Consider the following 13,349-nt stretch of genomic DNA (forward strand, 5'->3'; position numbering starts at 1 on the left):
CCGCTGGGCCCCGGAACGCCGGAAGGGCGGCGTCACCGATGATCTCATCGACGTCACCGCCCCTCCGGGTCGGACACTGCCCGGTCGGTCAGCCGCCCGCGGGCGCCTGTTCCGTCGTCGTCTCGGACGGCGTGGTGCCGGGGTTCGACAGCTGCGTCCTCTCCACCACCTGCAGGTAGTTCTTCACCGCCTGCTCGAGCTGCTCGGTCGCCGTTCCGATCCGGCCGAGGTCACCGGACTGGCGGGCCTGGTCCATCGCGGCCACGGCGTCGGTGAGGTCCTGCTGGGCCTCGGCCGCGTCCGCCGGCAGCGGCACCTGGGTCGACGGCGACGTGGGCGGCGTCGACTCCGTGCCGGTGCCCGGCTGGCCGCCGTTGCCGGTGTCGCCCTCGACCGGAACGATCGAGGACTCGGCAGCGTCCTCCAGCGCCAGGCGCAGCGTGGTCCCGACGCCGACTCGGCCGCCGTACCAGACCAGCACCCAGTTCAACTGCGGGAACGACGTGCGGGACGCCGTCTGGATGTAGAACGGCTCCACGTAGAGCAGGCCGTCGTTCACCGGCAGGGTCAGCAGGTTGCCGAAGATGACCTGCGATCCGTTGGTCTGGGTCGACAGGGTGACGCGCTCACTGACCTGCTGGGTGGAACGGAACAACTGTTGCACCTGTTGCGGACCCGGCGTCTGCGTGCTGTCGGGCAATCGGAGCACGGTGAGCTTGCCGTAGTCCGCCGGGTCGGAGTTCGCGCTGAGGTAGGCGCTCATGAACTCGCGCTGGAAGCCGAGCAGCACGCTGGTCAGCTCGAACTGCGCCGTCTCCTGGCCGGGGATCTGCACCTGCAGGTAGTACGGCGGCTGCACGCCGGCCGTCGACTCGTTCACGGTCGGGTCGTTGGGCACCCGCCAGAAGCCGGACGACTGGAAGAACTGCACCGCGGCGTCCGGCCCGGTCAGGTGGTACTCCTGCAGCAGGTACCGCTGCACCTCGAACAGGTCCTGCGGGTACCGGAAGTGCGCCCGCAGGTCGTCGCTCACCGCACTGTTGGGCTGCACCAGGTCCGGGAAGATGCCTCGCCAGGCCTGCAGCACCGGATCGGACTCGTCCACCGCGTAGAGCGTCACCGTGCCGTCGTAGGCGTCGACGGTGGCCTTCACCGAGTTGCGGATGTAGGACACCTGCTCGGCCACCTGACCCTGGGCCCCACGAGCCTGCACCAACGAGCTCTGGGTGGCGTCGGACAGCGTGACGTTCTGCGAGTACGGGTAGTTCGTCGCCGTGGTGTAGGCGTCGACGATCCAGACGATGCGCCCACCGACCACCGCCGGGTACGGCTTGGTGTCGGTGGTCAGGAAGGGCGCCGCCGACTCCACCCGGTCCGCCGGGTCCCGGTTGTACATGATCTTGGAGTTGCCGTTGATCTCCGACGAGAACAGGAAGTTCGCCTCGCCGTACTGGGTCGCGAAGACCAAGCGCTGGAACAGGTTGCCCAGGTGCACGCCACCCTGGCCGGTGTAGGTGTAGTTCGACTGGCGGGTGTCGTACTCGCGGGGCGCGCCGCCCTCCTCCGCGCCGACGATGGCGTAGTCGGTGGTCAGCTGCCCGTAGTAGGTGCGGGGCTGGTCGACCGGGATGTCGCCCTGCTGGAACAGGTCGGACACCGTGTACTCCGGGTACCCGTTCTGCACCGTGTTGGCGGGCGCGGCCACGAATCCGTTGCCGTGGGTGAACACCATGTGCTCGTTGATCCAGTTGCGCTGGTTCTCGGCCAGACCGCCGGCGTTCAGCTCGCGGGCCGCGACGACGTAGTCCTGGACCGTGCCGTCGACGTTGTACCGGTCCACCGACAGCTGCGCCGGGAAGCCGTAGAAGTTCTCCAGCTGCTGCTGCTGGGTGAACGTCGGGTTCAGCACGTTCGGGTCCAGCAGTCGGGCGTTCGGGATCGTCTGCTCGTCCTCGGCCACGTCCAGCGGGTTGCCGGAGATGGTGCCCGGGTAGTCGATGTACTCGATGTCGTCCATCCCGTACGCGGCCTTGGTCGCGTCCAGGTTCCGCTGGATGTACGGAGGTTCGCGGGAGATCCCGTTGGGGTTCACCACGACCTGCTGCAGCACCAGCGGCCAGACACCGCCGATGAGCACGCTGGCCAGCACGAGCAGGCCGAGCGCGATGGCGGGCAGCTTCACCGAGCGCAGGAAGGCGCCGACGATGAAACCGACGGCACAGATGGCCGCGATCACCATCAGGATGATCTTGGCCGGCAGCACCGCGTTGACGTCGGTGTAGGAGGCGCCGGTGAAGGATCCGCCGCGGTTGGAGAACAACAGGCTGTACCGGTCGAACCAGTACTGCACCGCCTTGAGCAGCACGAAGGCGCCGATCAGCAGGGACAGCTGCAGGGTCGCCGCGGTGGTGATGCGCCGCCCCGGCCCGGACAGCCGGATGCCGCCGAACAGGTAGTGGGTGACCAGCGCGGCCACGAAGCCGATGACCGTGGCCACGAACAGCCAGCTCAGGATCATCTGGATGAACGGCAGCTTGAACACGTAGAAGCCGACGTCGTGCTGGAACTGGGCATCCGAGGTGCCGAACGACCCGCCGTGCATGAACAGCTGCACGGTGTCCCACTCGGACTGGGCCGACAGCCCGGCCACCAGCCCGACCACGCCGGACAGCACCAGCGTGATCAACCGGGGACGCCCGGTCACCAGCGCCCGGTACGGGGCGAGCGGATCGGCCTCACCGGTCGGCACGAACACCGGCCGGCTCCGGTAGGCCATCAGGATGCACAGGAAGACGACCGCGGCGGCACCGAGGCCGGCGATCAGGAAGAGCACCACCCGGGTCAGCACCTGGGTGGTGAAGACCTCGCGGAACCCGACTTCCCCGAACCACAACCAGTTCACGTAGACGCCGACGAACTGGAACCACAGCACACCCAGCACGCCCAGCGACACCAGGGCGATCAGCACCCGTTTGGTCCGCTTGGACATGGTGGGCACACCGGCATTCGGCCGCATGGCCACGGTGGAACTCCTCGGATCGTCGGGCGGCGGAGCACCGTGGCCGCCCCGCCGCCCGACCGCCTGGGCAGGCGGCGACCGGAGACGCGAGCACGGTCGGACATTCGTGTCCGTGGCGGCCGCCGCACCCGGCGTCCCACCACCGGAGCCGGAGCGCGATCGATGGACCGCGGCTGACGGACCGCGGCTGGCGGCGAACCAGCTCCGACGGGCAGGACGAACCGGTGAGACCGACCGCGTCGGGACACCAGAGCGTCAACTGTAGGCCCCGGGCATTGGTTCCCCACCGGTCCGGCGCGGCGTCGCCCCGCACCGGGCCGACCCCGGAGCGGCCGGGCGGGCGCTGTCGGTCGTCCGTGGCACGATCGCCGGGTGATCGAGGACGGCGCGCAGACCCCGCAGGACGATCCGGCCCGCTGGCTGGAGGACCCCGACCTGGCCGTCGCCGTGGCCGAGGTCGACGAGTTCGTCGGGGCGGCCGGCTGGGACCAGGCGCCGCAGCTCTTCGCGCTGGTCCGCACCGAGGAACTGCTGCGGGCGCAGCCGTCCCTGGCTGATCAGCTCGCCGGCGCCGCGACGTACACCCCGATCGCCCAGGAGGCGCTGCCGGGCGGCGCCGAGGCGGGCGGCGCGACGACCGACCTGGAGGCCGCGCTGGCCGCGGTGTCCTGGCCGCAGGAGGTGGCTGGCTGCGTGGTGGTGCAGGAGATCGTGGTGCTGCCGCCGTCGGCCGCGGCGTCGCTGCCCGCCGAGCCGGACCGGGCCACCGCCGAGGCCGCCGATCATCCTGATCGCACCGAGGCCCGGCTCACCGCCGGGGTGCTGCGCGGCCGGCCGGGCGGCGCCTGTCTGCTCCGGGTCCGTCCCGCCCCGGCCGCCGGCCCGGTCGGGCCGATCGAGCCCGAACCAGGCCCGGAGCCGCTGCGGGGCGGCGACCTGGCACCCAATCTGGTGGCGGCGCTGCACGCCACGTTCGAGGACTGAGCCGGCACGCCCGGCCGGCGGGACCAGGCCGGCGGCTCAGCAGCCGACCGGCGTCCGGCCCGCCCGCAGGTCGTCCAGCGCGGTCATGGCCTGCTGCAGCGACCCGACCCTGACCAGCTCCAGACCGTCCGGCACCTGGGTCAGCGCCTCGGCGCAGTTGCCCTCGGGCACCAGGAACACGGTGGCGCCGGCGTCCCGAGCGGCGATCATCTTGAGCAGCACGCCACCGATGGCGCCGACCGAGGTCTCGTCCCCCGACACCTCCATGGTCCCGGTGCCGGCGATGAACCGGCCGCCGGTGAGATCGCCCGGCGTCAGGCCGTCGATGATCCCGAGCGTGAACATCAGGCCGGCCGACGGGCCGCCGATGTTCTCCAGCGCGATGTGGATGTCGAACGGCGCGTCGGGCAGCTCGGCGAACTCGATGCCCAGCGATCCCTGCGGCCCCAGGTCCGGGTTGCTGGTCAGGGTCACCGTCCGCTCCTGCACCGGGGCCGTGTCGACGGTGCTGTCGGTGCTGTCGGTGCTGTCGGTGCTGTCGGTGCCGCCTTCGGGCGCGGACGCCGCACTGTCCTCCTCGTACGGTTCGACGCCCAGGGTCACGGTCTGACCCGGGGAGGTGTCGGCCATGACCGAGCGCAGCGAGTCGGCGTCCGTGACGGCCCGGCCGTCGACCGACACCACCCGGTCCCCCAGCGCGAGCACGCCGGCGCTCGGGCTGTCGTCCGGCACCCGCGAGACGACCACCACCTCGGGGTAGTCGAGGTACCGCAGGGCGGCGATCTCGGCGGCGGTCTCGGAGGCGGTGAACTGCGCGGCGTTCTGCTCGTTGACCTGCTCGACGGTCCGCTCGGGCGGATAGATCTCCTCGCGCGGGACGAGCGCGTAGCGGCCGGAGGCCCACAGGCTCAGCGCCTCGACCAACGGCACGTCGTCGGTCACCGAGATGGTCGTCATGTTCAGGTGCCCGGCGTCGGGTGCGGCCTGTTCGGCCTCGAGCTCGCCGACCGACGCCGGGACGTCCGGGCCGGTCATGGTGATGACCGGCGCGCCGTCCACCGACCCGAGCGTGTTCACGGTGACGCCCGGGCCGAGGGCGACGTAGGGCACGGGCACGAAGACGGCGACGGCCAGCAGGACCAGCGTCGCCGCCGTCCCGATCGCCACCGTGCGGCCACGACGGGACATCCGGGAGAACCACGACACGATCGCCCAGCCTAGCCATCGGCCGGCCCGCCGTCGGGACACCGCCGGGACGCCGAGGGCGGTGGTCCTCGACTACCCAGGACTGTCCGCTCCCGGCGTGACGAGACCCGGAACGGGGAAGCAGCCGATTCAGTACCGTGGAGCCATGACGAACCTGCCGTTCGGTTTTGGCCCTCCTGGTGACGACGACGAGAGCGCCGGCCGATCGGGCCAGGGCCCCGGGCACGGACCGGCGGGGTTCGATCTCGGTCAGCTCGGCTCGATGCTGTCCCAGCTCGGCCAGATGATGTCCCAGGCGGGCGCGTCCGGACAGTCGGGTCCGGTCAACTACGAGCTGGCCCGGCGCATGGCCACCTCCCAGCTGCCCGCGACCCACCCGGCGTCGTCGATCGACGTCAAGCTGGTGACCGACGCCGTCGCCCTGGCCGAGGTCTGGCTGGACGGTGCCACTTCGCTGCCCAGCGGGGTGCGGACCACGACCGCGTGGACGCCCCGGCAGTGGGTGGACGCCACCATGCCGATGTGGGAGAAGCTCTGCTCGCCGATCGCCGAGCGCGTCTCCACCGCCTGGATCGAGGGCCTGCCTGAACAGGCGCGGGCCCAGGCCGGTCCGCTGCTCGCCATGATGGGCTCGATGGGCGGGATGGCCTTCGGGTCGCAGCTCGGTCAGGGCCTGTCGCAACTGGCCAACGAGGTGCTCACCTCGACCGACGTCGGCTTCCCGCTCGGCCCGGACGGCACCGCCGCCCTGATGCCGCGGTCGGTCGCCGAGTTCGCCGGCGGGCTCGACCTCCCCGAGGACCAGGTGCGGCTGTACCTGGCCGCGCGCGAGGCGGCGCACCACCGCCTGTACGGGCACGTGCCGTGGCTGCGCGACCGGGTGCTGTCCCTCATCGCCGAGTACGCCGGGGCCATCTCGGTGGACTTCTCCGCCGTCGAGGAACTGGCGTCGTCGATCGATCCGCGGGACCCGGCCAGCATCGAGGCCGCCCTGGGCCAGGGCATGTTCGAGCCGAAGATCACCGCCGCGCAGAAACACGCCATGGCCGGCCTGGAGACCCTGCTCGCGCTGGTCGAGGGCTGGGTCGACACGGTCGTCGCGGACGCGGTGGGTGACCGGCTGCCCGGAGCCGCGGCGCTGCGCGAGACGCTGCGCCGGCGCCGGGCCACCGGTGGTCCGGCCGAGCAGACGTTCGCCACGCTGATCGGTCTGGAGCTCCGCCCGCGCCGGTTGCGCGCGGCGGCCGACCTGTGGCGCGCCCTCACTGACAGTCGTGGGACCGAGGGCCGGGACGCGCTGTGGGGACATCCGGACCTGCTGCCGTCCTCCGCCGACCTGGACGACCCCACCGGGTTCGTGCACCGCGACCAGGAGTTCAACGAGCTGCTGGCCGGCTTCGAGCAGGACATCGCCGGCCTCGGTGCGCAGCCCGACGACCAGGATCCGGACGGCCCCGCCACCGGTCGTGACGCGGACGGACCGGACGCGCCGCCTCGCTCCGTGTGACGCTCGGCGTGTCGCGCACGTCCGCCATTCCCGGAAAGCGGTGCCCACCCGGGTACGGTGAGTCACACTGCGGCGACGGCCGGTCGGACGTGAGTCCCGATCGCGCGGTCGCCGACCGCTCGCGGTGGTGATCCCAGGCCACCGCCGCGCCACCGCCGTGGAGAGGACACCCGAGAGTGAGCACCGAGACCTACAACGGTTACTGCGTGAAGTGCAAGGAGAAGCGCGACTTCGAGGGGGAGGTCGCGGAGACCAACGGCCGTCGGATGGCCAAGGGCACCTGCCCCGTGTGCGGCACCAAGATGAACCGCATCCTGGGCAAGGCCTGACCTTCCGGACTCCTGGCGTCCCGGCCGGTCGGGACGCCAGGGGTCGGGCCCGCTGATCGTTCGACACCGTCGGATCGGCGCTGAGCTGCGGGTTGTGGACAACCCGCCCAGGGCCGCCGCCGGTCGGCCACCCTCATCGGGTGCTCACCGCCGCGGCCGCCGTCGCCGCTCGCCGTCGTCCCGCCGTCCCGACCGACCGACCGGCCGAGCCCGCCCTGCCGTACCGGTTGGCCGACGGTGTCGCGGTCGTCGACCGGGGCGACGGCAGTCTGCAGATCGGCACGGAGCCCCCACGGTGCCTCGTGCTGCACCATCCACCCCGGGACGCCCCGGCGGTGTTCGCCCGGTTGGCCGGGCGGGACACCGACCGACCGGCGTCGGTGGCACCGTCCGGGTTCGCCACAGCGATCGACCTCGGTCCGTGGTGGCCGGTCCTGGACGACCTGCTCGACGCGGGGCTGCTGGTCGCCACCGACGAGCCGGTTCCGGCCCCGCCCGCCGACGGGCCATGGGTCCCGGCGGAACGGACCGCGCTGGCCCATCACCACGGGACGGGTGACGCCGACCGCGCCCTGCAGGCCCGCGCGGACGCCGTCGTCGCGATCCACGGCACCGGCAGCCTGGCCGGCGGCATCGCCGCCCTGTTGGCTGCGGCCGGGATCGGGCGGGTCCACCGGGGCGCGGCCGGCGTCGGCGACCCCGTCGTCCCAGAGCTCTCGGTCGACCGCCCGGAGACCACTCGCGGAGCGGAGGCGCTGCGCTCGCACGCGCCGGCCGCGCGTCTGGCGGCGTCCATCACGGTGCTCGCCGCGCACCCACCGGTCGACCCGGCCGAGACCGCGGTGCTGACCTGGCGGGCGTTGCCGCACCTCGTCGTCCAGGTCTCCCCCACCAGTGCCGTGGTGGGACCGCTGGTCCTGCCCGGGCGCACCAGCTGTCTGGCGTGCACCCACCGGCACCGCAGCGATCGCGATCCGGCGTGGCCCGCGCTCTGGCAGGCCGCCCGACGGGCGGCCCGGCCGGCTCCGGCGCTGGTCGTGCAGGCCGCCGCCACCCTCGCCGCCCGGGAGGTGCTGGTCCTGGTCGACAACCTGGACCGGCCGGTCACGCTCGACGGCACGCTGGAGTGGACGCTGCGCGATCTGGCGCCGCGTCGTCGGTCGTGGACGCCGCATCCCGAGTGCGGGTGCCGGCCGGCGTGAGCCCGATCGTCCGGAGCGCTCAGCGCACCGTGATCGGCCGACCGAACGGTGGCTGGGCCACAATGGACCCATGGCCGACATCCCGCGGAACGCGCTGAGCCGGACGGCGCGGTTGGCCGGACTGCCGTTGTCGGCGGCCGGACGTGCGACGGTCGGGCTCGGACAACGCCTGGCCGGCGGCGACCGCGACGCGATCACCGCCCGGATGCAGCAGCGGACCGCTGAGCAACTGTTCCAGGTGCTCGGCACGCTCAAGGGTGGGGCGATGAAGTTCGGCCAGGCGCTGAGCGTCTACGAGGCCGGCATCCCCGAGGAGTACGCCGCTCCGTACCGCGAGGCGTTGACCAGGCTGCAGAACGCGGCCCCACCGATGGCGCCGCGGGTGGTCGACAAGGTGATGGTCGAGCAGCTGGGTCGCGGCTGGCGGAGCCGGTTCGCCGAGTTCGACGACACGGCCGCTGCCGCCGCCAGCATCGGGCAGGTCCACCGCGCGGTGTGGAAGGACGGTCGCGAGGTCGCCGTCAAGATCCAGTACCCGGGCGCCGGCGCCGCCCTCAAGGCCGACCTGGACCAGGTGGCGCGGATGGCCCCGCTGCTCGGGTTGGTCATGCCGGGCGTGGAGTTCCGGCCGCTGCTCACCGAGCTGCGGGCGCGGATCATGGAGGAGATCGACTACGTCGCCGAGGCCGACAACCAACGGGCGTTCGCGCTCGGCTACGCCGAGGATCCCGAGATCCTGGTGCCACGCGTGGTGGCCAGTGCGCCGAAGGTGATCGTCTCGGAATGGGTGTCGGGCACCCCGCTGTCCGCCGTCATCCGGTCCGGCAGCCGGGAGCAGCGTGATCTGGCAGGACGCCTGATGACCGAGCTGCACTTCTCAGCCCCGCAGCGGATCGGGCTGCTGCACGCCGATCCGCATCCGGGCAACTACCAGCTGACCGACGACGGTCGCCTGGCCGTCATCGACTTCGGTGCCGTGGCCCGCGTCGCCGACGGCACGCCCCGCATCCTCGGTCAGGCCAGCCGGTTGGCGTTGGCGGGCCGGCACGACGAGGTGCTGGCCGCCCTGCGGCACGAGGGGTTCATCCCGGCCGGATTCGATCCGGATCCCCGGATGCTGGTCGAGTACCTGATCCCGTTCATCGAGCCGTTGCGGACGCCGACGTTCCATTTCTCTCGCGAGTGGATGCAGCGGCAGGCGAACCGGATGGGCGACTTCTCCAGCGACGAGTTCAAGATCGCCCGCCGGCTCAACCTCCCGCCGTCGTACCTGATGATCCACCGGGTCACGTTCGGCTCGATCGGCGTGCTGTGCCAGTTGGACGCCACCGCTCCGTTCCGCGGCATCGTGGATCGATGGCTGCCCGGCTTCGCGACGGACGACGACGAGGTCGGGGACGGCCGTAGCGCCTGACCGGACCTGCCGCCCGGATTGCCACCCCACCGGGCCGGCGGAACGGATCGCTACCAGGAGCCGCCGGGCAGCCGGGACTCGATGTCCCGCAGGTGCGCTCGGGAGCAGGACGGGCACCACCGGTTCCCGGTGGCCGGCTCCATGGTCCAGCCGAGCACCGTCCCGGCCGGATCGCCGGCGCCGCACGCGGCGCACCGGGTCAGGAGTTCGTGTCGCGGCGCTGCACGCCCCTGCTCGGGCAGGGGGACCGGACCGTCGACGGGCGAGACGTGGCGCCGTTCGGAGGTCGTCATGTCAGGAGCGTAGGAGGCGGACCGGACGAACGGGGCTGCCACGCCGTGAACAATTGTTGCCGCTTCGTGACCGGCCCCCGCGGCGGAGCGGCCGGGCGTCTCCGGTCCCGGGACGGGACCGGAGACCGTTCAGGCGGCCACCTTGCGCGGCCGGCCGCGGGCGCGCTTGCGCGCGATGATCACACCCTGGTCGAAGATCTCGCCGCCCCACACGCCCCACGGCTCGCTCCGGTCCAACGCGGCGGCCAGGCAGGCGGCGCGGGCCGGGCACGGACCGCAGACCGCCTTGGCCCGCTCCAGGTCGTCCGGACGCTCGGCGAAGAACAGGTCGGGATCGGCCTGCGCACACGGCAGCGCCGATCCGACGTCGATCGACGAGTTCGAGACATGCTGCGGCGCACCAGCGATGAATTCCGTGGTCGGTGCCGCGGCGCCGGCCACGGACGGGACGGTGGACATCGACGCGGTGCGATGCGTCGAGACGGTCGACTGCATGAGGAGTTGCCTCCGATGTCGGGTCACCCGGACCTGCCGGCGACACGGGCGCCGACCTCGAAGCCCGACGGGGGCGGGCGCGGTCGACGGCGTCGGACTCAGCGGGAAGGGATGGGCGAGCGGGAGATCCGGTCACGTGACCGGGTCGGGGACGAGCGCTGCGGTGTGCGGCTGGGCCTCACGGCTGACCGGACGTCCGTCCGGTCGGAGCACGCCGTCCGAGCGGCGATCGTCCTGCTGGACCGATCGACCGCCGGTGACCTCCGGTGGGAGATCAGACGGTGGTGCCCTCGCCGTCGTGCCCGGCCGGTTCCTGTGGTCGCAACCGCCGCGCCGCCGGAATGGCGACGTCCGTGGCGGTGCCGACCGGGAACGCAGCGGTCCACAGGTGCCCCAGGACCAGCTGCCGGCCGCAGAATGCGTTCGCCGTCAGCTTCATCGGGCACCTCCCTGCACTCGGCACCCATCAGGGCGCCGTCCTCGACACACTCCGGATCCACCGGCACGAACGGCCCGGCGGCGCTGCCGGTGATCGGACCGACCACACAGACAGCTGAGCCACCGTACGACCCGGCGCGATCGGGTCGCAACGGAATATCCGAAGATGTTCCGACGGGTGGTTCCCGAGTCGTTCCGGCGCGCACCGCCGCGCGCCCGGTCAGCCGCTGGCGGGAGCTGCCCCGGACGGCACGGGCGCATCGGCGTCCGCCGCGCCCACGAGGTCGAACACGTCCTGGCCGTAGGTGTCCAACTTGCTCCGACCGATGCCCGGGATGGCCAGGAGCGCGGCCGCGTCGGTGGGCCGGCGCTCGGCGATGGCCAGCAGGGTGGCGTCGGAGAAGACCACGAACGCCGGGACCGACGCCGCCGTCGACCGCTCCTTGCGCCAGGCCCGCAGCGCCTCGACCAATCCCGGGTCGGCGGTGGTCGGGCAGGACGCGCAGCGTCCGGCCTTCTGCTCGGCCGGCTCCTGTAGACGGCCGCCGCAGATCCGGCACCGAGCGGCCGGAGCGGTGCGGGCCGCGCGCGGTGACTCGGGCGCCAGGCCGGTGAGGAACCGGCTGCGGCGGCGGGAACGCCGACCGTGCTCGGTCCGGGAGAGGGCCCAGGACAGGGTCAGCCGGCGGCGGGCCCGGGTGACGCCGACGTAGAACAGCCGCCGCTCCTCCTCGATCTCGTCGGCCGACTCCGCGTGCTGGATCGGCAGCGTGCCGTCGGCCAGCCCGACCAGGCACACGGCGTCCCACTCCAGACCCTTGGCGGCGTGCAGGGAGGCCAGGGTGACGCCCTCCGCGGTCGGCGCGTGCTGCTCCTCGGCGCGCCGCTCCAACTCGGCGACGAACGCCGGCAGGGTCGCGGGCGCGCCGCCGGTGGTGGCCGCAGCGGCCAGTTCCTCGGCCATCCCGACCAGCAGGAGCAGGGCGTCCCAGCGCTCGCGCAGCGCTCCGGCCGGCGGCGGCTCCGCCGACAGCCCCTGCGGAGCCAGCAGCGCCCGCACCGTCGGCACCAGGTCGGTGCTTCCCGCTGCGTCGCCGTCGCCATCTGGGTCGCCCCCGCGGTCGCCGTCGGACTGCCGACCGGCCGCAGTGCGCAGCGCCCCGATCGCGGCCCGGACCTCGGCGCGGGCGAAGAACCGTTCGCCGCCCCGGACCACGTACGGCACACCGGCCTTGGTGAGCGCCTGCTCGTAGGCCTCGGCCTGCGCGTTGATCCGGTAGAGCACGGCGATCTCGGAGACCGGATGCCCGGCGCCGACCCAGCCGGCGATCTGCTCGGCCACCGCCCGGGCCTCGGTCGGCTCGTCCGGGTACTCGGTGAAGGTGGCCGGCGGCCCGTCGGGCAGCACGGCCTGCAGGGTCAACCGCAGCCGGCTGGCCTCGCCCTGAGCGCCGGCCATGATGCGATTGGCCAGGGTGACCACCTGCGGGGTGGAGCGGTAGTCCCGCTGCAGCCGGACCACCTCGGCGTTCGGGAAGCGGTCGGTGAACTGCAACAGGTAGCGCGGCGAGGCGCCGGCGAAGGAGTAGATCGTCTGGTTGGCGTCGCCCACGACGGTGAGCTGGTCCCGTTCCCCCAGCCAGGCGTCGAGCAGCCGCTGCTGCAGCGGGGTGACGTCCTGGTACTCGTCGACCACGAAACAGCGGTACCGACTGCGGAACTCGCGGGCCACCGCGTCGTCGTCCTCGAGGATCGCGCTGGTGTGCAGCAGCAGGTCGTCGAAGTCGAGCTGCTCGGCCTGCCGCTTGCCCTGCTCGTAGGCGTCGAACACCTTGGCCACGGTCTCGGCCGCGGTGGGGGTGTCGCGCCGGGCCTTCGCCACCGCGGCGACGTAGTCGCCGGGAGCGATGAGGGAGCCCTTGGCCCACTCGATCTCGCTGGCCAGGTCACGGAGCATGGCCGTGTCGGTGAGCGAGGCGCCGGGCGCCCGGTCGTGGTTCCCGACGCGCCGGGCGGCCAGGGTGACCAGGCGCATCTTGTGCTCGACCAGGGGCCAGAGCTGACCGCCCACCGACCGCGGCCAGAAGTACCGCAGCTGCCGGAGCGCCGCGGAATGGAACGTCCTCGCCTGGATGGACGGCACTCCCAGGGCGCGCAGCCGCAGCCGCATCTCCCCGGCCGCACGGGTGGTGAAGGTGACGGCCAGGATCTCCGAGGCCGTGTGGCGGTCGGTGGCGACCAGGTGCGCGATGCGATGGGTGATGGTGCGGGTCTTGCCCGTCCCGGCGCCGGCCAGCACGCAGACCGGACCGCTGGGGGCCTCGACCGCCGCCCGCTGACCGTCGTCCAAGCCTGCCAGCAGATCCACGCCCATACCGGCCATGGTCGCACGTGTGTCCACGTGCTCGGGCCGATGTCCACAGCCGTGTCGTACCGCAGCGACACGGCTGTGGACAGCGGGC

The 13,349-nt window shown here is 72.6% G+C and carries 11 protein-coding genes; 5 read left to right on the forward strand and 6 right to left on the reverse strand.

All coding sequences use genetic code 11. The features are described 5' to 3' along the window. Positions 1–88 precede the first annotated feature (88 nt). Positions 89–3,016 carry a UPF0182 family membrane protein gene (locus JL106_RS08410; protein ID WP_236007202.1) on the reverse strand — a complete coding sequence of 976 codons (2,928 nt, stop codon included), beginning with the start codon at positions 3,014–3,016 and terminating at the stop codon, positions 89–91. Between the two features lie 378 nt (positions 3,017–3,394). On the opposite strand from JL106_RS08410, the gene JL106_RS08415 reads away from it, so the two are divergent. Then, a complete protein-coding gene (locus JL106_RS08415; RefSeq protein ID WP_407940128.1) occupies positions 3,395–4,003 on the forward strand; it encodes a PPA1309 family protein in 609 nt (202 codons plus the stop codon). 36 nt (positions 4,004–4,039) lie between these two features. Here the strand turns inward: JL106_RS08415 and JL106_RS08420 are convergent, their stop codons facing one another. Then, positions 4,040–5,209: a YlbL family protein gene (locus JL106_RS08420; RefSeq protein ID WP_205260255.1), complete on the reverse strand. Its 1,170-nt coding sequence runs from the start codon at positions 5,207–5,209 to the stop codon at positions 4,040–4,042. A 145-nt stretch (positions 5,210–5,354) separates the two neighbouring features. Here JL106_RS08420 and JL106_RS08425 point away from each other — a divergent pair, with 145 nt between their 5' ends. The 4 genes from JL106_RS08425 (at position 5,355) to JL106_RS08440 (ending at position 9,661) form a co-directional block, all read left to right on the forward strand. Then, positions 5,355–6,716, forward strand: a complete 1,362-nt coding sequence (locus tag JL106_RS08425) for a zinc-dependent metalloprotease (protein WP_205260256.1) — start codon at positions 5,355–5,357, stop codon at positions 6,714–6,716. Positions 6,717–6,892: 176 nt separating this feature from the next. Next, positions 6,893–7,045, forward strand: coding sequence for a DUF5679 domain-containing protein (locus tag JL106_RS08430; RefSeq protein WP_205260257.1), 153 nt, complete (start codon positions 6,893–6,895; stop codon positions 7,043–7,045). 140 nt (positions 7,046–7,185) lie between these two features. Further along, complete coding sequence (locus JL106_RS08435; protein WP_205260258.1) at positions 7,186–8,247, forward strand: hypothetical protein; 1,062 nt, start codon at positions 7,186–7,188, stop codon at positions 8,245–8,247. A 70-nt stretch (positions 8,248–8,317) separates the two neighbouring features. Further along, positions 8,318–9,661, forward strand: a complete 1,344-nt coding sequence (locus tag JL106_RS08440; RefSeq protein WP_205260259.1) for an ABC1 kinase family protein — start codon at positions 8,318–8,320, stop codon at positions 9,659–9,661. 50 nt (positions 9,662–9,711) lie between these two features. Here JL106_RS08440 and JL106_RS08445 read toward each other — a convergent pair whose 3' ends face one another. The 4 genes from JL106_RS08445 to JL106_RS08460 form a co-directional block, all read right to left on the reverse strand. Then, on the reverse strand, positions 9,712–9,954 hold the full coding sequence (locus JL106_RS08445) for a hypothetical protein (protein ID WP_205260260.1): 243 nt from the start codon (positions 9,952–9,954) through the stop codon (positions 9,712–9,714). Between the two features lie 129 nt (positions 9,955–10,083). Further along, positions 10,084–10,449 carry a WhiB family transcriptional regulator gene (locus JL106_RS21985; protein WP_328841794.1) on the reverse strand — a complete coding sequence of 122 codons (366 nt, stop codon included), beginning with the start codon at positions 10,447–10,449 and terminating at the stop codon, positions 10,084–10,086. Between the two features lie 274 nt (positions 10,450–10,723). Further along, positions 10,724–10,888, reverse strand: a complete 165-nt coding sequence (locus JL106_RS08455; protein ID WP_205260261.1) for a hypothetical protein — start codon at positions 10,886–10,888, stop codon at positions 10,724–10,726. Positions 10,889–11,107: 219 nt separating this feature from the next. Then, positions 11,108–13,261, reverse strand: coding sequence for an ATP-dependent DNA helicase UvrD2 (locus JL106_RS08460; protein WP_236007102.1), 2,154 nt, complete (start codon positions 13,259–13,261; stop codon positions 11,108–11,110). Positions 13,262–13,349 lie beyond the last annotated feature (88 nt).

The sequence above is a fragment of the Nakamurella leprariae genome, from assembly GCF_016918035.1.
In the GTDB taxonomy this organism is placed as follows: Bacteria; Actinomycetota; Actinomycetes; order Mycobacteriales; family Nakamurellaceae; genus Nakamurella; species Nakamurella leprariae.

Bases quoted from the DNA above. Each gene is read 5' to 3' on its own strand.
- JL106_RS08410 (WP_236007202.1), bottom strand. From the start codon at position 3,016: ATGCGGCCGAATGCCGGTGTGCCCACCATGTCCAAGCGGACCAAACGG.
- JL106_RS08425 (WP_205260256.1), top strand. From the start codon at position 5,355: ATGACGAACCTGCCGTTCGGTTTTGGCCCTCCTGGTGACGACGACGAG.
- JL106_RS08440 (WP_205260259.1), top strand. From the start codon at position 8,318: ATGGCCGACATCCCGCGGAACGCGCTGAGCCGGACGGCGCGGTTGGCC.
- JL106_RS08445 (WP_205260260.1), bottom strand. From the start codon at position 9,954: ATGACGACCTCCGAACGGCGCCACGTCTCGCCCGTCGACGGTCCGGTC.
- JL106_RS21985 (WP_328841794.1), bottom strand. From the start codon at position 10,449: ATGCAGTCGACCGTCTCGACGCATCGCACCGCGTCGATGTCCACCGTC.
- JL106_RS08455 (WP_205260261.1), bottom strand. From the start codon at position 10,888: ATGAAGCTGACGGCGAACGCATTCTGCGGCCGGCAGCTGGTCCTGGGG.
- JL106_RS08460 (WP_236007102.1), bottom strand. From the start codon at position 13,261: ATGGGCGTGGATCTGCTGGCAGGCTTGGACGACGGTCAGCGGGCGGCG.